General features: G+C 70.8%; 29 protein-coding genes. 15 read left to right on the forward strand and 14 right to left on the reverse strand.

Translation table 11 applies throughout. From position 1 onward, the window contains the following. Positions 1-204: 204 nt before the first annotated feature. Positions 205-1239 (forward strand): sensor domain-containing diguanylate cyclase, encoded by a 1035-nt coding sequence (locus CIW48_RS04720; protein WP_246695123.1) that lies wholly within the window; start codon positions 205-207, stop codon positions 1237-1239. A 246-nt stretch (positions 1240-1485) separates the two neighbouring features. On the opposite strand, the gene CIW48_RS04725 is transcribed toward CIW48_RS04720, so the two are convergent. From CIW48_RS04725 to CIW48_RS04745, 5 genes are all read right to left on the reverse strand, one after another. After that, the gene (locus tag CIW48_RS04725) at positions 1486-1911 is read right to left on the reverse strand and encodes a hypothetical protein (protein WP_149309530.1); all 426 of its coding nucleotides are present in this window, start codon (positions 1909-1911) and stop codon (positions 1486-1488) included. A gap of 82 nt (positions 1912-1993) precedes the next feature. Continuing rightward, positions 1994-2227, reverse strand: coding sequence for a hypothetical protein (locus tag CIW48_RS04730; protein WP_149309533.1), 234 nt, complete (start codon positions 2225-2227; stop codon positions 1994-1996). 140 nt (positions 2228-2367) lie between these two features. After that, positions 2368-2622: a hypothetical protein gene (locus CIW48_RS04735; RefSeq protein ID WP_091775817.1), complete on the reverse strand. Its 255-nt coding sequence runs from the start codon at positions 2620-2622 to the stop codon at positions 2368-2370. Positions 2623-2674: 52 nt separating this feature from the next. Further along, a complete protein-coding gene (locus tag CIW48_RS04740; protein ID WP_043353550.1) occupies positions 2675-2860 on the reverse strand; it encodes a hypothetical protein in 186 nt (61 codons plus the stop codon). A 34-nt stretch (positions 2861-2894) separates the two neighbouring features. Further along, a complete protein-coding gene (locus tag CIW48_RS04745) occupies positions 2895-3101 on the reverse strand; it encodes a hypothetical protein (protein WP_091775820.1) in 207 nt (68 codons plus the stop codon). 317 nt (positions 3102-3418) lie between these two features. On the opposite strand from CIW48_RS04745, the gene CIW48_RS04750 reads away from it, so the two are divergent. The 5 genes from CIW48_RS04750 to CIW48_RS04770 all read left to right on the forward strand — a co-directional run bounded on the left by CIW48_RS04750 (position 3419) and on the right by CIW48_RS04770 (position 5948). Continuing rightward, positions 3419-3886 (forward strand): MucR family transcriptional regulator, encoded by a 468-nt coding sequence (locus CIW48_RS04750; RefSeq protein WP_091775823.1) that lies wholly within the window; start codon positions 3419-3421, stop codon positions 3884-3886. Between the two features lie 272 nt (positions 3887-4158). Next, positions 4159-4434 carry a hypothetical protein gene (locus CIW48_RS04755; RefSeq protein WP_091776526.1) on the forward strand — a complete coding sequence of 92 codons (276 nt, stop codon included), beginning with the start codon at positions 4159-4161 and terminating at the stop codon, positions 4432-4434. Positions 4435-4588: 154 nt separating this feature from the next. Next, positions 4589-4963, forward strand: a complete 375-nt coding sequence (locus tag CIW48_RS04760; protein ID WP_149309535.1) for a hypothetical protein — start codon at positions 4589-4591, stop codon at positions 4961-4963. Between the two features lie 262 nt (positions 4964-5225). Then, the gene (locus CIW48_RS04765; RefSeq protein WP_091775828.1) at positions 5226-5408 is read left to right on the forward strand and encodes a hypothetical protein; all 183 of its coding nucleotides are present in this window, start codon (positions 5226-5228) and stop codon (positions 5406-5408) included. A 240-nt stretch (positions 5409-5648) separates the two neighbouring features. Then, positions 5649-5948, forward strand: a complete 300-nt coding sequence (locus tag CIW48_RS04770) for a PilZ domain-containing protein (protein WP_149309537.1) — start codon at positions 5649-5651, stop codon at positions 5946-5948. 111 nt (positions 5949-6059) lie between these two features. Here CIW48_RS04770 and CIW48_RS04775 read toward each other — a convergent pair whose 3' ends face one another. Beyond that, a complete protein-coding gene (locus tag CIW48_RS04775) occupies positions 6060-6251 on the reverse strand; it encodes a hypothetical protein (RefSeq protein WP_091776528.1) in 192 nt (63 codons plus the stop codon). Between the two features lie 117 nt (positions 6252-6368). Between CIW48_RS04775 and CIW48_RS04780 the strand changes: the two genes are divergently transcribed. The 3 genes from CIW48_RS04780 (at position 6369) to CIW48_RS04790 (ending at position 7170) form a co-directional block, all read left to right on the forward strand. Continuing rightward, entirely contained in the window at positions 6369-6557 is a 189-nt protein-coding gene (locus CIW48_RS04780) for a hypothetical protein (protein ID WP_149309539.1), read from the forward strand. 100 nt (positions 6558-6657) lie between these two features. After that, positions 6658-6846 carry a hypothetical protein gene (locus CIW48_RS04785; RefSeq protein WP_246695124.1) on the forward strand — a complete coding sequence of 63 codons (189 nt, stop codon included), beginning with the start codon at positions 6658-6660 and terminating at the stop codon, positions 6844-6846. 81 nt (positions 6847-6927) lie between these two features. After that, positions 6928-7170 (forward strand): hypothetical protein, encoded by a 243-nt coding sequence (locus CIW48_RS04790; RefSeq protein ID WP_149309541.1) that lies wholly within the window; start codon positions 6928-6930, stop codon positions 7168-7170. 51 nt (positions 7171-7221) lie between these two features. Here CIW48_RS04790 and CIW48_RS04795 read toward each other — a convergent pair whose 3' ends face one another. Next, positions 7222-7473, reverse strand: a complete 252-nt coding sequence (locus tag CIW48_RS04795) for a hypothetical protein (RefSeq protein WP_149309543.1) — start codon at positions 7471-7473, stop codon at positions 7222-7224. A 411-nt stretch (positions 7474-7884) separates the two neighbouring features. On the opposite strand from CIW48_RS04795, the gene CIW48_RS04800 reads away from it, so the two are divergent. Further along, the gene (locus CIW48_RS04800; RefSeq protein ID WP_149309545.1) at positions 7885-8112 is read left to right on the forward strand and encodes a hypothetical protein; all 228 of its coding nucleotides are present in this window, start codon (positions 7885-7887) and stop codon (positions 8110-8112) included. 29 nt (positions 8113-8141) lie between these two features. Here the strand turns inward: CIW48_RS04800 and CIW48_RS04805 are convergent, their stop codons facing one another. The 3 genes from CIW48_RS04805 to CIW48_RS04815 form a co-directional block, all read right to left on the reverse strand. After that, a complete protein-coding gene (locus CIW48_RS04805) occupies positions 8142-8483 on the reverse strand; it encodes a hypothetical protein (RefSeq protein WP_149309547.1) in 342 nt (113 codons plus the stop codon). A 164-nt stretch (positions 8484-8647) separates the two neighbouring features. Next, complete coding sequence (locus CIW48_RS04810; RefSeq protein ID WP_091775843.1) at positions 8648-8896, reverse strand: hypothetical protein; 249 nt, start codon at positions 8894-8896, stop codon at positions 8648-8650. A gap of 79 nt (positions 8897-8975) precedes the next feature. Then, entirely contained in the window at positions 8976-10007 is a 1032-nt protein-coding gene (locus tag CIW48_RS04815) for a hypothetical protein (protein WP_149309548.1), read from the reverse strand. A 202-nt stretch (positions 10008-10209) separates the two neighbouring features. On the opposite strand from CIW48_RS04815, the gene CIW48_RS04820 reads away from it, so the two are divergent. The 4 genes from CIW48_RS04820 (at position 10210) to CIW48_RS04835 (ending at position 13692) form a co-directional block, all read left to right on the forward strand. Next, positions 10210-12267 carry a hypothetical protein gene (locus tag CIW48_RS04820; protein WP_246695126.1) on the forward strand — a complete coding sequence of 686 codons (2058 nt, stop codon included), beginning with the start codon at positions 10210-10212 and terminating at the stop codon, positions 12265-12267. Between the two features lie 85 nt (positions 12268-12352). Further along, positions 12353-12622, forward strand: a complete 270-nt coding sequence (locus tag CIW48_RS04825) for a hypothetical protein (RefSeq protein WP_149309552.1) — start codon at positions 12353-12355, stop codon at positions 12620-12622. An 83-nt stretch (positions 12623-12705) separates the two neighbouring features. Beyond that, positions 12706-12906, forward strand: coding sequence for a hypothetical protein (locus CIW48_RS04830; protein ID WP_149309554.1), 201 nt, complete (start codon positions 12706-12708; stop codon positions 12904-12906). 75 nt (positions 12907-12981) lie between these two features. Further along, positions 12982-13692 carry a YidB family protein gene (locus CIW48_RS04835; RefSeq protein WP_149309557.1) on the forward strand — a complete coding sequence of 237 codons (711 nt, stop codon included), beginning with the start codon at positions 12982-12984 and terminating at the stop codon, positions 13690-13692. 676 nt (positions 13693-14368) lie between these two features. On the opposite strand, the gene fabF is transcribed toward CIW48_RS04835, so the two are convergent. The 4 genes from fabF to fabD form a co-directional block, all read right to left on the reverse strand. Beyond that, positions 14369-15631, reverse strand: coding sequence for a beta-ketoacyl-ACP synthase II (gene fabF / locus CIW48_RS04840; RefSeq protein WP_149309724.1), 1263 nt, complete (start codon positions 15629-15631; stop codon positions 14369-14371). A gap of 182 nt (positions 15632-15813) precedes the next feature. Continuing rightward, positions 15814-16053: an acyl carrier protein gene (locus CIW48_RS04845; protein ID WP_007559070.1), complete on the reverse strand. Its 240-nt coding sequence runs from the start codon at positions 16051-16053 to the stop codon at positions 15814-15816. 332 nt (positions 16054-16385) lie between these two features. Then, a complete protein-coding gene (gene fabG / locus CIW48_RS04850) occupies positions 16386-17123 on the reverse strand; it encodes a 3-oxoacyl-[acyl-carrier-protein] reductase (protein ID WP_149309559.1) in 738 nt (245 codons plus the stop codon). A gap of 17 nt (positions 17124-17140) precedes the next feature. Then, positions 17141-18085: an ACP S-malonyltransferase gene (gene fabD, locus CIW48_RS04855; protein WP_149309561.1), complete on the reverse strand. Its 945-nt coding sequence runs from the start codon at positions 18083-18085 to the stop codon at positions 17141-17143. Between the two features lie 283 nt (positions 18086-18368). On the opposite strand from fabD, the gene rpoZ reads away from it, so the two are divergent. Continuing rightward, on the forward strand, positions 18369-18779 hold the full coding sequence (gene rpoZ, locus CIW48_RS04860; protein WP_010685409.1) for a DNA-directed RNA polymerase subunit omega: 411 nt from the start codon (positions 18369-18371) through the stop codon (positions 18777-18779). The last annotated feature ends 186 nt before the right edge of the window (positions 18780-18965 follow it).

The raw sequence follows: 18965 nt of genomic DNA on the forward strand, positions 1-18965 counted from the left end.
AGTCGGCGGACAGAGGCCGGACGTCGGTCGGGAACAGTCTTGAGGCGCACCCGGTCCACCATCTCAACTTCAGGATGGCGCCACTCTCAGCTCGATCGCTCAACGTGCATTACTTTCGTCAAGGTTGGCGAAAGGAATCCCATTCTATGTGGAGCCGAGACTAATTTCCGGGTCGGATCGATCCGGCGGTGGCACGATTGCGCGGTGGGGCGCTTCGGGGGACTGGCCATGGCGGCGCAGGCGGGCAGGGCAGCGATGAGGCTGGCGCGGCGCCATCGTCAGGCGGCCTGCGACCGGCGCCAGGACGGCCTCGGCCGCGGGCGGAAGCTGGGCCCCGGTCTCGTCCAGGCTCTGGACTCGCTGCCGCACGGCCTGTGCCTGTTCGATTCCGCCGACCGGCTGCTGTTCGTGAGCGACGGGTTCCGGCGCCTGTTCGGACCGCTGGCGAACCGGATCCGGCTCGGCATGCATACCCGGGAGGTCGGCGCGGCGAGCGTCGCGGGGACTCTTCCGGCCGACCGGGAGCGCTGCGGGCTCTGGGCGGCGCGCTGCCGGCTCCGGGTGCGGGGCACGGCCGATGCCGTGGTGCAGACGCTTCCGGACGGGCGCCAGATCGCGATCACGCTGCACCCACAGGCCGGCGGCGGCTGGACCGCCCTGTGGGAGGACGTGACCGAGCGCCGCCGGGCGGAATCGCTCCTGCGCTACATGGCCCATCACGACCCGCTGACCGGACTGCCGAATCGCTACCTGTTCGCGGCCCGGCTCGACCGGGCGCTGGCGCGCCGAGACGGTGCGGCCTGCGCACTGCTGTGCATCGACCTCGACGGCTTCAAGCCGGTCAACGACCGGCACGGCCACGCCGCGGGCGACGCGCTCCTGCGGCAGCTGGCGGAGCGCCTCCGGGAGGGGTTGGGCGCGGAGGACGTCGCCGCGCGGCTCGGGGGCGACGAGTTCACCATCCTCCTGGGCGACGCCACCCCGGCATCGGCCCTCGGCTTCGCCCGGCACCTCCAGGCGCGCCTCGCCGAGCCCTACGATCTCGGCACGGGATCGCCGGTCCGGGTCGGCGCCGCGATCGGCGTGGCCTGCGCCCCCCTGCACGCCACGCGGGCGCAGGCCCTGGCGGAGCGGGCCGACGCGGCGATGTACGCGGCCAAGCGGCTCGGCCATCCGTGCCTGTGGGACGCGGCGCTGGTTCTCGGGCCCACGGATACCGGCCACGCTGCCCCGGCCTGAGGCAACCGCGATCCGGTGTGTCGCGGAACACGCCCGCGGCGAAAGCTTGAGCTTATCGCATCCCCAGACCGCGAAGACAGTCGCGAACCGAATGGAGATCGACGATGAGCTGGACCAACCGCATTACCCTGGCTCTCACCCTGATGGGCGGCGCCCTCGCGCTGACCCTGTATGCCCAGGGCCTGTCGCTCCCGGCGCATTTCGTCTGAGAACGCCGGCATCGGCCCGGCTCTCGCAAGGCAGCGCTCAGCGCGCCTTCTCGTGCTCGCCGAGGCCCACGGCCTTGTAATCGTAGGTCGGGAAGAACTCGGTGCGGTACGCGCCCCAGGCCGTATCCTCAAGGACGCGGTTGATCTCACGCAGGCGGGATGCGGGCAGCCGCAGGACGATGATCTGCCCGATTCCCATGACGACGTTCCAGGAGACGACCTCGATACCGGGCGGCGGGAAGGCCTTGTAGAAGCCCTGCTTGGCGAGTTGCGCGTTCAGCTCCGCCAGCGGACGGGACTGGTCGTGGCGCAGGAAGACCGTCAGCAGCACGGCATTGTCCGCCGTCGCCGTGGCGGAACCCGCCGGCGGTGGCGGCGCGGTCTGCGCCGTCGCCGGCCCGGCGGCCCCGAGAAGCACGAGCACCGCCGCGAGGGCGCCGGTCAGACCTGTTGAACGTCGCATGCGATCTCCTGGAACTGTGCGCCGCCCTCCGTCAACGCGATCGGGCGCAGCGCTTTCCCCGACCGGTGCGGCGGCAGCCCCGTCAGCCGCCCTCGATATCGAAGGAGAGGCGCAGGCGCAGGCGGACCGCGCCCTGCTCGTCGCGCACGGCGATCACGTAATCCTGCCGCTCCATCGGATCGGCCAATCCCTGCGCCAGCCGGGTCAGCATGCGCACCGCCTGTGCCCGCGCCGCGGCGAGATCCGGCAGATCGAAGCCGTCCCGGTCGCGAACCAAGTTGGCGCCGTCGTGAAGGTCGATGAAATAGCGGGGCACGGATGCGGGCTCAGCGAGCGCGGGTGCTGACAACAATCAGCCCAGGTTGTTTCTACGTAGTTTCCTGCGAGCCGCAATCCGGCGGCGCCCGTGTCGCACCCCGGCATGCGCCCGGTTGTCCGCAGGCGTTCCGGACCGGCTCAGCCTCCCAGGAGACTCTCGGCGAAATCGTCCGGGACAGTGCCGAACTGACCGAGGATCGTGACGCCCTCGAGTTCACCCGTCTCGTCGTCGGCGACGACCTTGAGGGCCGCCGCACCCGGCATGCGGGCGGCCAGCGCCTCCGCCTTCTTGAGGGCGCCGAATTCGCTCTGCGCCGGCTCCTGGCGCGCTGGGCGCAGGCGGTTCCGGTGCATTTCGAACGGCTGCACGAGATAGGTGGTCTTCAGGGTCATTCCCGCCTCCTCGGCACCGACAGCGGTCGTGACCGGACCGATGCGCGTTCCGCTACAGGCTGCGGGTGGTCACTCCAAGGGCGAGCAGAACATAGGCGCCGATAAAGAACCACTGCCGGTGCGCCACGACCGTTTTGCCGACCATGGGGATGCGCGTGTAGAGGCTGGCGACGGCGAGGCCGATCAACACGGCCGACACCAGGAACGTGAGCAGGCGCGGTGCGGAGAGCGTGGGCATGCCCCATGCTCGCGCCGGTACGCTTACCGAACCGTTACCGATCGAGCCCGGGAACGAGGGGGCGATAGGCCGTCAGCGGGCCCTGGGTTCCCGGAAGCAGCCCGACCTCGGCCAGCCACAGAGCCATGATCGCCCCTGCCAGCAGCGTCGCGACCGAAGCCAAGCGCCCGGTCCACCGCCGCAGGATGAACATGGCGACCACGACGGCCAGCAGGGCGATGAGAAGCGCGAGCATCAGCATGGTCGCGCCATGCCACGGCGCAGCCGCCGCGTCACCGCAGAAGACATGGAACGCGCCGCCCGCCGGCGTCGCTGGGTTTCACAGCCGCTAGACGCACCTTCTGGTCGTTCCGCAGAGCGGAAACTCTACCGCAGTCGATAGGCCGGCCGCGGAGGCGCACGAAAGGTCTCCGTCACAATTTGCCAGAAGTACCTGCCTGCTCCGCGCGGCGGGCACGCCAATCATGCGCCGGATGCCTCCTGCAAACGCTTTTGTAACTTGCATTCAGCGCTCAAAAGTAGCAGATCCCAGGCGAGGGGCACACCAGGAATCTTACAGTGACAGAAGAAACCACAGGGCCCAACTCCAACTTTATCGAGCTCGCCGGCGATATCGTTGCCGCCTACGTATCGAACAATCCGGTGCCCGCCTCGGAGCTGCCGGCACTGATCGCGCGGGTGCACGGGGCGATCAGCGGACTCGTCGCCGGGAGCCTGACGGCGGAGACCGGGGCGGCCCAGCAGGCCGATGTGGAGAAGCCGAGTGCGGCGCAGATCCGCAAGTCGGTCCGGCATGACGGGATCGTCAGCTTCATCGACGGCAAGACCTACAAGACGCTGAAGCGCCATCTGACGAGCCACGGCCTCGATCCGCGCAGCTACCGCGACCGTTACGGCCTGCCGGACGATTATCCGATGGTCGCCCCGAGCTATGCCGAGCAGCGCTCCGCCCTCGCCAAGGCGATCGGTCTGGGCCAGCCCGGCGCCATGGCCGAGCGTGAGCGCAAGGGCCGCAAGGCCGCCTGAGGGCGAAGGTTTCCGGGGGCGCCCTATGCGTGCGCCCCCGTAACGACGGGCTGCGCAGCCTGGCGTAGCGCGCGGCCAGCGGCCGACGGAGCGCGACGGCCCGATGGTGCGGCCGGATCATCCCATGGCCCCGAGGCACCGGACCGCGCCGAGATCGTTGCATCGCGGTCACACACGTCCAGGACATTGCACGACACGGACAAGCTGCCACACTCTGCACAAAGCTGATGCGCACGCCGGAACCCATCGATGTTACCGAGGGGTTCGGCGAGATGAAGCGAGAGCAGACGATGACGAGTTCGGTCGTGCCGTTCCCGGCGCATATCGCGCCCGCGGTCGCGGATGAAGACACCGCGTCGATCATCGCCGTGTTGCAGGACCAGCTGGCGATGGCCCGCGAGGGCCGGCTGCGCTCGGTGGCGGTCGTGTCCGTCTCGGCGGACGGGGAGGCGATCGGCACGCAATGGTCCTGCAACGGCTCCGATATCAGCAATCTGATCGGCAAGCTCACCGTCCTGACCCATGACTTGATGGCTGCCCGCAAGTGACTGCCCGAAATTGACCGGCCGGATTTGACCGGCCCACCCTGACAGCCGTGGCCGCGGGCCTGTCCCCACACGGCAGCCACGATGGGCGGGCGCCGCCGGCCCGGTGCGGCGTTCCAGAGGCGGATTCAGCCTCGGACCGAAGGAATGCGTCCGGATGAAACGCGCTCTGCTGCTCGCCGTCCTGTTGACTACGGCAGCCCTGCCCGACGCAGCTTCGGCTGCTGAAGACACGAAAGACAGCAAGCGCACCGAGACGATCGAGGGCCTCGTGCGGATCGTCGGCGCACAGGCCGGCATCGTCCTGTACTGCCGCAAGCTCTACACCATCGACGATACGGTCTCGGAAGGCCTGTCACGCACGGTTCGCCGCGCCCTCGATGCGTCCCTCGGCCACCAACGAGCCCAGAGCGCCATCGCCGAGGAGGGTCGGCGCGTCGCGGGGGAGATCGCCGCAATCGGCGCGGAGCAATGGTGCGCCGACCAGCGCGACATCCTGAATACGGATGGCGTCCGCGTCTTCGTCGATTGAGCGTCTTCGGGGCCGCCCGGTCGATAACCCCCTCGACATGGGCATCCCTGCCGGCGGACTTGCCGCGAGTCCCGCGCCCAGATCAGATGAAGATGACGATCCGCTCGCGTGTTCCGCGATGCAGAACAGATTATCGTCTTGTTCACGGGTTCTTCGTCTGTCATGTTTTGACGACGGATGAACCTGAACAGATCAAGCCGGTCGCACTCATTCGTTTACAAGAGCCCTGAAGGGCCGCGAGACCGGCGAAGAAGGAAACGCCATGTCGCGATCGATTGTTCTGGCCCTTGCTCTCGTCGTCTGCGGGGCTGCCGTCACGCTGTTCGCCTTCCTGCGTGCCCCTCAGTCGAAGGAATTCGCCGGATGGGATGTCGCGTTCATGAGCGGTATCGGGGCTGTCGCCCTGGGCTTTCTCACCACCCTCGTTGAAGTCGTCACGGAGTAGATCGCGACCGGTCCGAGGCCCCGACCGCCTCCGAAGCGGTCCGGCCGAGGCAGGCTCCGTCTCCGTGGCCTCGCTGCCTCCGGCGGGCGGCGAGGCGCTGGGCATGCGGCCTGGCGCGCAACCCGCATACAAAGCTCAGAATTCACAGGGACGCGGGCATCCCGACAATTCGACGCATTTCGCAAACCCCGCCTGAACCCGGATGGCGGATCCTGTCGGGCAAAGGTCTTCGAGGCGGTGATGTTCGAACGACGCAGCGCTCCACGCACGCGCATCAACGAGACCGGCAGCATCTCGGTGGACGAGCATCGAAGCATACCCTGCATCGTCTACGACCGGTCCGCCGGCGGCGTGCGGGTTGCCCTTCCGGACGCCGAGATCGTCCCGGACAGCTTCATTCTCAGCATCGACGCCAGCAACGAGATCCTCGTCTGCCGGGCCATGTGGCGCAAGGCCGACGAGATCGGGGCAGCGACCGACGCCCCCGAAGCCGTACGACCGGGCAGGTTGAACCTGCGGCGCGAACTGGAGCCGATCTGACGGCCGCGTCCGGCGGCGTATCCGGCGCCCGGCGCAGCAGAGTCGTCACGAGTGCGTTCCGCGATTCATACGGCGCGCGGCAGCATCGCGGGCCGAGTTTACCGACGCGCGTCAATCCCAATCGATGTTGAGGGAGCGCTCGAAGGCGGCCGCGGACAGCTCTTTGCCCTTCGCGTCGGCGACCGTGATCTCGCGGAAGCCCCGGCGGGCCAGTTCCCAGGTCTTCTCCATCGCCTGCTCGTCAGTCCCGCATGCGAACGTCATGACGCGCCCGGACGGATCAATCCCCTTAACGGTGAACACGCCGCTCTCCCTGCTCTCGCCTCCCATATAGAGCCGCGTCACACCTCCCGTCATCGTGAGGTGGAGCCGGGACCCGTACCCGCGCCGTCGCGTTGGCTGCAGGCAGGGAGAAGCCGCATGATCAACGCGCGCGAGACCGCAACGCCGACGGGTCAGACAGCGGATCCGCGCGGCGGGGAGCAGACCCCGCGGGGATCCGGTCAGAGGGACGTCTCCAGCGCGATCCCGACCGAGGATCCCGAGGTCGGCCTCGCACGGAGGGGCAGCGGCGAGGACGCGATCGTTCGGCGCGGGACCGAGAGCTGACCGACCGCTCCGGCGAGCGGCCGATCCCTGGACGCGCCGGCATGTGCAATGCACAAACGGGCCGGCCGCAGCCGAACGGACGGCCGACAGGAGACCGGTCATGGCAGAGATTTCGAGCTTCGAGGTCCCGACCCAGATCCGCGACGTCGCCGAGACCAGCCTCGAACAGGCACGCAAAGTCTTCGGGAGCTTCATCCGGACCGCGCGGCGCGCCTCCGACACAGGTCGGGATTCGGCCCAGGAGATTGCGGTCCCGGAACGGCAGCCCGCCGGGGAGGCTTCGCACTGAGCCCTCGTCGAGCGACCTTCGGGTGAGAGGGCCGCCGGCCCGTCGAGGCGGGGCCGGTCGTGTTCGGATGCGGAGTTGGAGATGATGTACGGAGAGGTTGGCCGCTTGGCGGATGAGAGCCTGCGGCTGGGCCTGCGACAGGCCGAGAATGCCGTATTGCTCGTGATGGCCGCGCAATATGCGTGGGCGGAACTGTGGTTCGAGGGATACCGGACGACGGGGGCCGCTCTCAGCGCCAAAGTTAACCGACAGGCGCGGACACAGCGGCTGATCCGGCGCGGCGTGGCACCGGCGGCGGCCGCTCAGGAGTTGCACATTGTCTGAGCCATGGCCGGAGACGGAGCTGCCTAGGGCGGTCCGTCTCCGGCAGCGGGCTCAGCGGCTCGCCTCGACGGAGGCCTGAACCATCGGGCGGCTGAGGGACGAGACCGTCCGGCCGACGCTTGCCGGCGCCGCGACGGGCTGGGGCGTGGTGGTCAGATCGTGGATCACGCGGACCTGCTGGGTCGGCCGGGCCTGATCCCGATAGAGGGGCGGCGTCAGATGCAGGCGGTCGTCGGCAGCGGCAAGGCCGGTGAAGGCGGCCGAGGTGAGCGCGGCCGACGCGAGGATGAGGATCGTGCGCATGGTGCGTCTCCGTTTCGATCGCAGGATCGATCGCGGGATGCGATCGACCAGTGCATGAGACCACGGATTTGTGCGCTGCGACATGCAATTATCGCATTGCACCATATCACCAAGACGGCACGGTAATGCAGTGTCTCCCTATAATCCTCAGGCATTGACGGCAGCCGATCACCGAACGCGTCATGCATTCGATGCAAATGAAATAAACTTCCGGTGGCGAGGTCTCAAATCAAAATTGAAGGGCACGTCATTTAATTTCCGCACGGCCCCTCCGACCGCACGAGGAAGCGGCTCAAGCGTGACGGTTGCAGTTGTCGCGCCTGATGGCGCGAATCGGAAACCATGGCGCCAGATCCGCGTCACACAAGCACGGTAGAACCGCTTGTCCCGCGAAGCACCACGAGCGTTCCGATGACGCCCGCCGATCTCGACAAACGGGCCGAGCTGACCATCTGGCCCCAAAGGGCACCCGGCCGGTCCGCCGAGGGACGGCCCTTCGCGACGCTGCGCGAGGCCCTCGCGGTCGCGATCGCGGCGATCGAATCCGGCGAAGCCCAGCCGTGGATCATCACCGAGGCCGGCGACATCCTCTCGCCGCGCTGGATCCAGGCGAATTCCCGATCGTGGGGGCTGCAATAGCCGGTGCGAGAGCCGCCTCGCGCGTTCGCTCAGCAGCCGATGCAGATGTCGCGCACCACGTGCTGATGTCGCGACCCGGTGCGCTGGTTCGGAAGCTGCCCCTCGACCGCCGAGAAGCCGCTGCCCAGGGCCCGGAGGCGGCGTCCAGGCACCGACACGGCTTCAGCCCGGGCCGGAGCCGGTGGACCGGTCGTCGGTACAGGTGCCGGTGCGGGCAACGACGCGGGCTCGGGCGCACCGCTGGCCATGCCGGGATCGGGCAGCGACAGGGCCATGCCGGGCACCGGCGGCGCCTGCGCGAACTCGCCCGCCCGACCTGGGACGGGAGCGATGACCAGGGCCGCGACGACGAGCCGGTTCAGCGGACGCATCACATTCTCCTGGCTCCGAAGCCGGCACGCCGCGTAACGCCGTGCCGCTGAGACGCTGCCGCACCCGCGCCCGTCCCGATGGGAGGAGCCGATCCGGCAGCGGTTGTGACGTGGGCGCCGAGGCCGCGCCACTCCTCCATTCGGTGGAGCGGGCGCCGGGCGGCTCAGTAGGCCCGACCGTAGAAGGGCTGCGAGACCGGGCGATAGCGGTCGCTGACCGGCCACGAATAGGGCTGATCCTTGCCGGTGCGCAGGCTCGAACCGAATTTCGGTTCGGTGAAGCCGATCCCGTGCAAGCCCGTCGTGCCCTTGGCACCGTGCGCCTTGGGCCCGGCATCGCGCGCCAGGGCGGCACCCGAGACGCCCAGAACGAGGGCGGCCGCAAGCGAGACGCGGCCCAGAATGACGTTCATCTCTGACTCCTGTCCCGGCCGAGGTGCCGGAACTGAAGGAACGGCACCGGTTCGGCGCGGTTCCGGACACGGCCGCGGTTCAGAACCCCTGGCCGAGGCAGGCTTCGGCGAAGGGCCCGCTGCAGAGGTCGCCGGTCCGGACCGGCGCGGCCGCCGCGCCGCCGATTCCGGCGCCGCCGACCGCTCCACCGCCGGACGGGAGAATCCGGGTCGACGGGACCGGATCGTCGGCGCGCAGCCCGGAACTGCCCGCGATCCCGACCCCGCCCGTGCCGATCCCGCTCGCGCCGGCCGTGCCCGCAATCGTCCCGCCCACGCTTGAACTCACGGCGGTGCCGAACCCGAACAAGCCGAACAGCCTGTCGGTAGACAGGGCGGTGCCGGACGCTCCGATCTCGGCTGCGTCGGCCACTCCGCTCCCCAGGCCAGCTGAGCCGGCGACGCTGGACGAGCCCGCCGCGAGCGAGGGTCCGAGGGTTCCGACACCGCTCAGGCCCGTGGCAGGGCCGGCGACCGAGCCGGCCCCCCCCAGGAACGTCACTGGCACGGCGGTGTTCGTGCCACCGGAACCCAGGCCGAGCGAGAGGCCCGATCCGCCCCCGAGGCCGCCCGTGCCGATGGTCGGCGACTGGATGCTCCCGGCGGTGGTCGAGCCCGATCCCGAACGCGCGGCCGTGCCGAGGCCGCTGCGTGCGCCGGTGGCTCCGATCGTCCCGCCAGTCCCGAGTGTCGAACGGGTGACACCGGCACCGCCGGTCGCGGATGAACCCAGGACGCCGAGCTGGCCCGGGGTGGCCGATCCGGCGGTCGAGGCCCCAAGCGTCGTCCCGGCCGACACCCCGGCCGATGACCCGATGCGGCCAGCGCCTCCGCCGCCTCCGCCGCCGAAGCTGAGCTGGCCGGCATTCACCAGGCCGCCGGTCTGCGCCGAGACGGTCGGGAAAGGCCCGGTGGTGGAGCCGCCACCGAGGCTGAGCTGGCCCGGATTGGCGATAGGAGTCAGCGGTTCCAGCGCGGCCGAATTCGGCACCGTCGCGGTGGCCGACAGGCTCTGTGCCGAGGCCGGGACGGCGATCGGCAGCAGCAGGGCGGCAGCGAGGATGGTCCGCATGGCACGCTCCCTAGGCAAAGGGCCGCCCGGAGGCAGAAAAAGGGGCGGGAAGGTTTCCTGCCGGAAACAGAGGGCCATCCGGTCGGTTCCGGCGGCCCAGAGACGCGGAGCGGCGGCACAGATGGGGAAAGCGCGCCGCCGGCCTTCATGCTGCCGGAAAGGCGGTGTGCTCTCCCGGCCGGATCCGCCTAAACCTGCGATCGTGCCGTTGCCCGAAACTCTCGCCCAAGGCTTGCGCAGCGCCGGCTGGCTCGCCGGCCTGCCGGCGCTCGCGCTGATCTGGGCGAGCGCGACCCTCTACGCCGCCCCGCGCATCGCCGAAGGGCTCGCGGCCGAGGGTGCGGCGATCGTGTCCGGCACGGCCACCGCCACCGGCGAGCCCTGGCTCCGGCTCGCGGCCAGCGGCCGCGACCTCGTGGCGGCCGGCGAGGCGCCGGACGTCGCCGAACGCGCCACAATCCTGTCCCGCCTCGCCGCCCTGGAGGGCCCCCGCCGCATCGTCTCCGAGGTCGGGATCGTGGAGACCGCGACGCCCTTCCAGTGGGCGGCGATCCGCACGGGCACGAACCAGATCGCCCTGGAAGGTAGCCGCCCGGTGGAGATCGGCCGGCGGGCCCTGGAGGCGCGGATCACCGGCGCGGTGAATCCCGGCACCAGCCTCGACGACGCCGCCCGCGCCGCCCGGGGTGCGCCGCCGGATTTCGCCAGCGCAGCCGCGTTCCTGGCAGCCCGGCTCTCCGGCCTCGCCAAGGGCGGGCGCGCAGCGCTCAGCGACACCGTGCTCAGCTTGTCCGGCGAGGCGCTCGACGTGCCGGCCTACGAGGCCCTGCGGGCGGCCCTGTCGGACCCGCCGGAGGGGTTCAGCATCGGGCGGATCGAGATCCTGCCGCCCAAGGTGGCCGCATACCGGTTCGCCGTGGAGAAATCGGCCCGGGGCATCGTCCTCGACGGCTTCGCCCCCTCGGCGGCCGACCGCGAGTCCGCCCTGCGCACCGCCACCGAGGCCGCCGCGGGCGGAACCGTGGAGGACCGGCTCCTGGCCGCCCGGGGGCTCGACCCGGCGATCGAGCCGAAGAGCCTCATCGCCTTCGCGTTCAAGCTCGCCGAGCTGATCCAGTCCGGCCAGGTCGCCTTCGTGGACGGGGCGATCTCGGTGACCGGCGACGCCATCGACGGGCAGGCGCTTCCCGACGCGGAGGCGCTGATGCGCGATGGCCGGCCCGCCGGGGTGGCGGCCGGGCGGGTTGCGCTCACGGCGCGGCCGCTCTCGCCCTACCGGGTCGCGATCCGCCGGACCGCCGAGTCCGTGACCCTCACCGGCCACCTGCCGGACACCGCGACCCGGGAGCGGGTGCTCGCCGCCCTGCGCCCGCGCCTGTTCCGGGAGCCGGTCATCGACCGCACCCGCCTCGCCGACGGCGCGCCCGCGGATCTCGGCGACGCGCTGGCGGCCGCTGCCCCGCTGGTGACGAACCTCGCGGACGGGACCGTCTCGGTCTCGGACCGCGCCCTGACGCTCACCGGCGAGAGCCTCTACCGGGAGGGCGCCGCCCGCACCCCAGACCGGCTGGCCGAGGTGCTACCCCCCGGCTGGACCGGACAGGCCAGCGTCACGGCCCGGGACGCGGCGGAGCGGCGCGATTCCGCGACCTGCCGCACCGACTTCGCCGCCGCTCTCGCGGGCGCGGATCTGCACTTCCCCGCGGGTGGCGCCGTGCTGACGCCCGCCTTCTACCCGGCCCTCGACGCGCTCGCCGCTCTGGCAAAGACCTGCCCGTCGCTGCGCATCGCGGTCTCCGGCCCCGCCGATCCGACCAAGCCGCCGGCGACTCCGGCCGCCGGACCGGCCGCGGGGGAGGGCGCCCCCGCCGCCGAGCCGACCCGGGTCGCAGACGCGGCCAAGCCGGAGGCTCATGCCAAGCCCGCGACGCCCGGGAAACCCGCCCCGGCCGAGAAGGAGACGGCCAAAGGAGACGGCCAGGATCGCGGCAAGGCCGAGGCCGGCAAGGCGAACTCGCCCAAGACAGACTCGCCCAAGACGGCCCCGTCCAGGAAAGACCCGCCCAAGAAGGAGCCGGCCGCCCCCGGCAAGGCGGCGAAGAAGCCCGCCGAGACCTCCGACGAGCCGCCGCCCGATCTGCCGCGCCTGCGGGCCCAGGCGGTGGTGGAGTATCTACTCCAGGCCGGCGCCCGACCGGAACAGGTGAGCGCCGGGCCGGACGGGCCGGCCGGACCCGTCGTCTTCGCGTTGCTTCCGTGAGGAACGCCCACTCCGCCGCGCGCCCGCAAGCCGGGCCGCGCCCATCCGCGCGCCACCATCGCGCCCCCAGGGAGGCCGCACGGCCGTGACGCTGCTGCTCGCCGGATTCTGGCCCGGGCTCGCCGGGGCGGCCGCGCTCGGCCTCGCGGTCGGGGGGCTGGTCGGCTGGCCGGCCCGGCTCGCCGCCTCGCTGGGCCTCTGCGTGATCGCGGGGCTCGTGGCCGCGGCGGCAATTGCCGGGTTCGTACCGGGCGTGGCCGGCCTGTGGCTCGATGGCGCGGCCCTGATCCTGCCGGTCTATTGCGGGGCCTGCGCCCTCGGGGCGCTGGGGCGCCACCTCGTCATCCGGACCTAAGCTCCGGGAACCGGTCCGCCCCCCGACAGCGTTCCTCCGGCAACAGGGCCCCGAGGGCCCGCCCCGAACCCGGAGAGGCCGCGATGCCCAGGACCGTCGAACGTCCCCATCCCGCGAAACGCCGCGCCGTCCGCCTGCCGCGCCCCCGCGCCGGCGCCGCCGCCACCGGCCTGTTCCTGGCCGGACTGATCCTCTCGGCCGCGACGGTGCCGCTGGTCGAGCCCGCCGACGCCACCACGGCCGCCAGCACCACGCAGGCCGCGCTCACCCATCCGGGCCGCTGAGCGAGGCAACCCGCGCCCGCGCCGGATTGTTGTTCGCCCGGGCTCGTCAGGCCCGAACCTTGGGGGGAGACGCGCATGGGACTGCTCGAATCGGCGATCGGGGGCGTGCTGGGTCAGGTGTTCGGCGGGCAGAAGCAGGGCTCCGGGGGCATGTCGCCCCTGGTGAAGGCGCTGCTGATGCTGCTGCTTGCCAAGGGCGCCAGCGGCGGATTCGGCGACATTTTCGGGCGCGGGCGCCAGGGTGAGCCGGGCCCAGAGGCCGACCGCTCCGGCGGCGCCGGACCTTACGGACGCGATCCCGGCCAGCATCCGGCGGATGCCGGTGGACGCCGCTCCGACGACACAGGCGATATCGGCGGCTGGGACCAGTATGGCGGCCGCCGCGACAGCGGCCCGGACGGTCCGGTGGACCGGTCGCTGCCGCCGGGCGATTTCTCGGATCTGTCCGACATGCTCGACGGCCCGGGCGAGGCCCCGGCCCCGAGCCGCGCCGGCCCCGACGGGCAGGGCGATCTCGGCGGCCTCGACGGGCTGGTCGACCGGTTCCGCCAGGGCGGCCTCGGCGACGTGATCGAGTCCTGGATCGGCCATGGCGCCAACCGCCCGGTAGCCCCGGACCAGCTCGCCCGGGCGCTCGGCCCCGACACGGTGGACACCCTTCAATGCCAGACCGGGATGGACCGCGAGACGCTGCTGTCGCAGCTCGCCCAGGCGCTGCCCGAGGTGGTGCACACGCTCACCCCGCAGGGGCGGGTGCCGGGGGCGGACGAGCGGCGGGGGTGGTAGCGATCAAGCTATTGCTGCTTCTCCGCAGCCAGAAACCCTGTTGGAACCTAGGATTTCTCTAGAACAACAGTTCATGTGACAAGAATCCAAGTCCTTCTCTCATCCTGATGTGCCGAAGCGCAGCGGAGGCCCCGAAGGAGGCCTCCGGGGATCACAGCGCGTTCTGGAGGGCTCCTTCGAGATTTCTGCGCAGCACCCCAGGATGAGAGCGAGATCGGAATATCGCTCACAAGCTTCGCGCAACCAGCGTCGCGGATTTCGGGAAGAGCGTCTACGCGGGCGCGAGTGCCGGATCCGAGGCGGCATTCTGCACGCAGCTCAGTAACCGTCCGCAGATTTTGCCAAGCCGTCTAAGAAACGCTCGCATTGATCGACTGAAAAGCTGCAGGCCGGAAGTATTTCTTCTTGGACGCGCCCTCGGCGCGGGCAATGCGAGGGGCGCCAGACGATCCTGACCCGTTCGGCCTTCCGGGCAACGGCTTCCACGGGGCTCGTCACATCGGCGCACGCCCCGCAATCTTCAGGCCCATGCCAGGCCCCCTACCGCACGGGCGAGCACGGCCCGTCACCTTCCACGTGGCGCCCTCTGCAGGAGCGCCGAAGTATTCGTGCGCCCGATCACGGCCAGAGTTTCTGGAAGACTTGCAGAGCGTATCGGAGTGAACCGGCGACGCTCTTATGCGACCCGCCGCATCACCAAGCTGGCATTCGTCCCCCCGAACCCGAACGAGTTCGACAGCACGACGTCCACCTGCTTCCGCTTCGCCTCGAACGGCACCAGATCGATCTTCGTCTCGACCGAGGGGTTGTCGAGGTTGAGCGTCGGCGGGATCACGCCGTCGCGCAGGACGAGGATCGAGAAGATCGCCTCGACCGAGCCGGCCGCGCCCAGCAGGTGGCCCACCGAGCTCTTGGTCGACGACATGGTCGCTCCCGCGGCGGCGTCGCCCAGGAGGCGCTCCACGGCCTTCAGCTCCAGCTCGTCGCCCATGGGCGTCGAGGTGCCGTGGGCGTTGATGTAGCCGATTTCGGCCGGCGAGATCCCGGCCCGCTTCACCGCCGCGCTCATGCAGCGGAAGGCGCCGTCGCCGTCCGGGGAGGGGGAGGTGATGTGGTAGGCGTCGCCCGAGAGGCCGTAGCCCACCACCTCGGCGTAGATCTTCGCGCCGCGCGCCTTGGCGTGCTCGTATTCCTCCAGCACCACGATGCCGGCGCCCTCGCCCATGAGGAAGCCGTCGCGGTCCCGGTCGTAGGGGCGCGACGCCTTCTCCGGCGTGTCGTTGAAGCCCGTGGTCAGCGCCCGGCAGGCGGAGAAGCCCGCGATCGAGAGGCGGTTCACCGGGGACTCGGCGCCGCCCGCCACCATCACGTCGGCGTCGCCGAGCGCGATGAGGCGGCTCGCATCGCCGATGGCGTGGGCGCCCGTGGAGCAGGCCGTGACCACGGCGTTGTTGGGGCCCTTGAGGCCGTACGCGATCGAGACCTGGCCCGAGGCGAGGTTGATGATCCGGCCCGGGATGAAGAACGGCGAGATGCGGCGCGGACCCTTCTCGTGCAGGGTCACGGAGGCGTCGTAGATGCCGCCGATGCCACCGATGCCGGAGCCGATCAGCACGCCGGTGGCGCATTGGTCCTCGTGGCTCTTGGGCGCCCAGCCGGCGTCCTTCAGCGCCTCGTCGGCCGCCGCCATCGCGTAGACGATGAACGGATCGACCTTGCGCTGCTCCTTGGGCTCCATCACCGCGTCGGGGTTGAAGGTGCCGTCGGTGCCGTCGCCGAAGGGGACCTGCGCGGCGATCCGGCAGGGCAGGTCGGCGGATTCGAAGCCGCGGATCGGGCCGGCGCCGCTGTCGCCCGCGATCAGCCGGCTCCAGGTGTGCGCCACCCCGCTGCCGAGCGGCGTGACCATCCCCAGACCCGTGACCACCACCCGCCGCATGTGCCCTGTCCCGTCTTGAGGCGCCGCCCCGCCGGCACCGCCGCGGTCGCGCATCGTCCTAACGTCCTCGGAGACGGAATCGGTCCCGCCGGGACCCGTCACGACTCCGAGCCTTGAAACGCATAACGGCGCGGGGGCTGTTTCGCCTCACCCGCGCCGCGTCAAACCCGGTCCCCGGCGCCTCAGGCGGCGGAGTTCTTTTCCAGGAACTTCACGGCGTCGCCGACCGTCTGGATCGTCTCGGCAGCGTCGTCCGGGATCTCGACGTTGAACTCCTCCTCGAAGGCCATGACCAGCTCGACCGTGTCGAGGCTGTCGGCACCGAGGTCGTCGATGAAGTTGGCGCTCTCGACCACCTTCTCGGGCTCCACGCCCAGGTGCTCGACGACGATCTTCTTCACGCGCTCAGCGATATCGCTCATCGGTCTTCCGTCCTCGTCCTTTTGGTCTGTCAGTCTTCTCGGGGTGGTGCCGTGGCCGCGTCGCGCCCTTGCGGGCTTGTTGTGACGGGCCGGTGTCCGATCGCGCGTGCTTCTGAGGTGAACCGGCGCGTGAGCCGGGACGCCCCCGCCGGAAGGCCTTGGACTGAAAACCCGCTGAACCGTCAACCCCCTGTACGGCTGCGGGGCGTGGTAGCACAGGGTTCCCGCCCTGGCGAGGGCCCGTTCAGAAAGCCTTCATGGGTGTGGCACTTGCGTGTCGGCGGGGGTGATTCGCAAGCAGTCTTCGCAAGTCCAGGACCGGTATACGCTCTCTAGTACATGGCCATCCCGCCATTCACGTGCAGCGTGTGGCCGGTGACGTAGGCGGCTTCCGCGGAGGCGAGGTAGATGCAGGCCGCCGCGACCTCCGACCCCTCGCCGAGGCGCCCGGCGGGCACGCGGGCGAGGATACCTTCGCGCTGCTTCTCGTTGAGGGAGTCGGTCATGGGCGAGCTGATGAAGCCCGGCGCGATACAGTTGACCGTGATCCCGCGGGAGGCGACCTCGGCGGCGAGCGCCTTGGTCATGCCGACGAGGCCGGCCTTGGCGGCGGCGTAGTTGCCCTGGCCGGGATTGCCGGTCGAGCCGACCACCGAGCCGATATTGACGATCCGCCCGGAGCGGCGGCGCATCATGCCCTTCACGGCGGCCCGCGACAGCCGGAAGGCGGCGGTGAGGTTGACGGCGATCACCTGCTCCCACTCCTCGTCCTTCATCCGCATGAAGAGGTTGTCGCGGGTGATGCCGGCATTGTTCACGAGGATGTCCAGCGGGCCGATCGCGGCCTCCGCGGCCGGCACGAGTCCCTCGACCGAGTCCTTGTCGGAGAGGTCGGCCGCGACGGGACTCGCGCGCTCGCCGAGTTCGGCCGCCAGCGCCTCCAGGGCCTGCGGGCGCGTGCCCGACAGCGCCACGGTGGCGCCCTGGGCGTGCAGCGCCCGGGCGATCGCCTGGCCGAGACCGCCGGTCGCGCCGGTGACGAGGGCCTTGCGGCCGGTGAGATCGAACATGCGGGGCTCCTGTGGGATCAGAGCGCGAAGGCGGCGACGTCCGCGGGGGTGCCGATCGCGGTGGCCGACGCCTGGGGCGCGATGCGCTTGACGAGGCCGGTCAGGACCTTGCCGGCGCCGAGTTCATAGAACCGGTCGACGCCCGATCCCGCCATGGTGGCGACGCTCTCGCGCCAGCGCACGGTGCCGGTGACCTGCTCGACCAGGGCCGCGCGGACCGCCTCCGGATCGGCGACCGGGGCGGCCGCGACATTGGCGTAGAGGGTGACGCGCGGGGCCTTCAGGGTGACGCCGGCCAGCGCCCGGGCCATGGCCTCGGCGGCCGGGGCCATCAGGCGGCAATGGAACGGTGCCGAGACGTTGAGCATCACGGCGCGCTTGATCCCGCGGCTGGTGGCGATGCCGATGGCGCGCTCGACGGCCGGGCGGTCGCCGGAGAGCACCACCTGCCCGCCGCCATTGTCGTTGGCGACGTCGCAGACCGCGCCGCCGCCGGCCTCGTCGGCCGCCGCCTCGGCGACGGACCGGGCGGCCTCGAGGTCGGTGCCGATCAGCGCCGCCATGGCGCCCGCGCCCGGCGCCACCGCCTCCTGCATGGCCTCGCCCCGCAGGCGCAGCAGCCTGGCGGCATCCGCCACGGTGAGGCTTCCGGCGGCCGCGAGCGCCGCGTATTCGCCGAGCGAATGGCCGGCGACGCAGGCGACGTCGCGCTCAAGGTCGAGCCCGCGCTCGGCCTCCAGCACGCGCAGCACCGCGAGGCTGGCCGCCATCAGCGCCGGCTGGGCATTGGTGGTGAGGGTCAGCTCCTCGGCCGGCCCCTCGAACATCAGCCGCGACAGGTTCTGGCTCAGGGCGGCATCGACCTCGTCGAGCACGGCCCTGGCCTGCGGGAAGGCCTCCGCAAGGTCCCGCGCCATGCCGACCGCCTGGCTGCCCTGGCCGGGAAAAATGAGTGCGCGCATGTTGCGTCCTGATCGCCGCCATCGGTCGGCGCGCGAACGCCGCCCGTGTCGGCCGAAACTCTGGAATGGCGCGCGCACTCGCACCCGCGGCCGCGGGTGTCAACAATGCGCCGCACCATGGCGCCGCATCGACGTGCCACACGGGCGCCGGGTCGACCGGACCGGCACGCTCGCCGGACGCGCGCCCTGCGCAACCCGCTGTGCTTGTTGCACAACGGCATCCGGTGTAGAGTGACCCCATACCCGACATCATCCGTCGCTCAAGCCTAAGGAGCCGCCCCGCATGGCGCGCGTCACCGTCGAAGACTGCATCGAGAAGGTCGAGAACCGCTTCGAGCTGGTGCTGCTGGCGAGCCACCGGGCCCGCCTCCTGGCCGCCGGCGCCCCGCTGACGATCGACCGCGACCGCGACAAGAACCCGGTCGTCGCCCTGCGCGAGATCGGCGACGAGACGATCACGGCCGACGATCTCAAGGAGCAGCTGATCCACTCGATGCAGAAATACGTCGAGGTGGACGAGCCGGAGGCCGAGACCGTGCCGCTGCTGTCGAGCTCGCCGGCCGCCGCCGCGGTGGCGCCCCAATCCTCCAGCGACGATGCGGCGGTCCAGTTCGACCGCATGAGCGAGGAGGACCTCCTGCGCGGTCTCGAGAACCTCGCCCCGCCGGTCGAGACCGACGACGAGGGCGAGTGAGCCTGACGGCGTGGGCCTGGATGCGCAGGACCTGACCGAGACCGGACCCGGCGGAGACGCCGGGTTCTCTCGTTCCGCGGCCGGCCCGTCCGCAGCCGGCACCCCTCCGACGCCGGGGACTGGCGCCGGCACGGCTGTTGCGGAACAATCGCGCGTGATCCCGACCCCACGCACGACCCAGGAAGC

This window comes from Methylobacterium sp. P1-11 (assembly GCF_008329595.1).
GTDB lineage: Bacteria > Pseudomonadota > Alphaproteobacteria > Rhizobiales > Beijerinckiaceae > Methylobacterium.

Coding starts and splice junctions, on each gene's coding strand:
- CIW48_RS04810 (WP_091775843.1), bottom strand. CDS start 8,896: ATGAACGTCATTCTGGGCCGCGTCTCGCTTGCGGCCGCCCTCGTTCTG.
- CIW48_RS04790 (WP_149309541.1), top strand. CDS start 6,928: ATGATGTACGGAGAGGTTGGCCGCTTGGCGGATGAGAGCCTGCGGCTG.
- CIW48_RS04745 (WP_091775820.1), bottom strand. CDS start 3,101: ATGCTGATGCTCGCGCTTCTCATCGCCCTGCTGGCCGTCGTGGTCGCC.
- CIW48_RS04835 (WP_149309557.1), top strand. CDS start 12,982: ATGGGACTGCTCGAATCGGCGATCGGGGGCGTGCTGGGTCAGGTGTTC.
- fabF (WP_149309724.1), bottom strand. CDS start 15,631: ATGCGGCGGGTGGTGGTCACGGGTCTGGGGATGGTCACGCCGCTCGGC.
- fabG (WP_149309559.1), bottom strand. CDS start 17,123: ATGTTCGATCTCACCGGCCGCAAGGCCCTCGTCACCGGCGCGACCGGC.
- CIW48_RS04795 (WP_149309543.1), bottom strand. CDS start 7,473: ATGCGCACGATCCTCATCCTCGCGTCGGCCGCGCTCACCTCGGCCGCC.
- rpoZ (WP_010685409.1), top strand. CDS start 18,369: ATGGCGCGCGTCACCGTCGAAGACTGCATCGAGAAGGTCGAGAACCGC.
- CIW48_RS04760 (WP_149309535.1), top strand. CDS start 4,589: ATGAAACGCGCTCTGCTGCTCGCCGTCCTGTTGACTACGGCAGCCCTG.
- CIW48_RS04845 (WP_007559070.1), bottom strand. CDS start 16,053: ATGAGCGATATCGCTGAGCGCGTGAAGAAGATCGTCGTCGAGCACCTG.
- CIW48_RS04830 (WP_149309554.1), top strand. CDS start 12,706: ATGCCCAGGACCGTCGAACGTCCCCATCCCGCGAAACGCCGCGCCGTC.
- CIW48_RS04755 (WP_091776526.1), top strand. CDS start 4,159: ATGAAGCGAGAGCAGACGATGACGAGTTCGGTCGTGCCGTTCCCGGCG.
- CIW48_RS04770 (WP_149309537.1), top strand. CDS start 5,649: ATGTTCGAACGACGCAGCGCTCCACGCACGCGCATCAACGAGACCGGC.
- CIW48_RS04785 (WP_246695124.1), top strand. CDS start 6,658: ATGGCAGAGATTTCGAGCTTCGAGGTCCCGACCCAGATCCGCGACGTC.
- CIW48_RS04735 (WP_091775817.1), bottom strand. CDS start 2,622: ATGACCCTGAAGACCACCTATCTCGTGCAGCCGTTCGAAATGCACCGG.
- CIW48_RS04800 (WP_149309545.1), top strand. CDS start 7,885: ATGACGCCCGCCGATCTCGACAAACGGGCCGAGCTGACCATCTGGCCC.
- CIW48_RS04740 (WP_043353550.1), bottom strand. CDS start 2,860: ATGCCCACGCTCTCCGCACCGCGCCTGCTCACGTTCCTGGTGTCGGCC.
- CIW48_RS04805 (WP_149309547.1), bottom strand. CDS start 8,483: ATGCGTCCGCTGAACCGGCTCGTCGTCGCGGCCCTGGTCATCGCTCCC.
- CIW48_RS04780 (WP_149309539.1), top strand. CDS start 6,369: ATGATCAACGCGCGCGAGACCGCAACGCCGACGGGTCAGACAGCGGAT.
- CIW48_RS04765 (WP_091775828.1), top strand. CDS start 5,226: ATGTCGCGATCGATTGTTCTGGCCCTTGCTCTCGTCGTCTGCGGGGCT.
- CIW48_RS04725 (WP_149309530.1), bottom strand. CDS start 1,911: ATGCGACGTTCAACAGGTCTGACCGGCGCCCTCGCGGCGGTGCTCGTG.
- fabD (WP_149309561.1), bottom strand. CDS start 18,085: ATGCGCGCACTCATTTTTCCCGGCCAGGGCAGCCAGGCGGTCGGCATG.
- CIW48_RS04815 (WP_149309548.1), bottom strand. CDS start 10,007: ATGCGGACCATCCTCGCTGCCGCCCTGCTGCTGCCGATCGCCGTCCCG.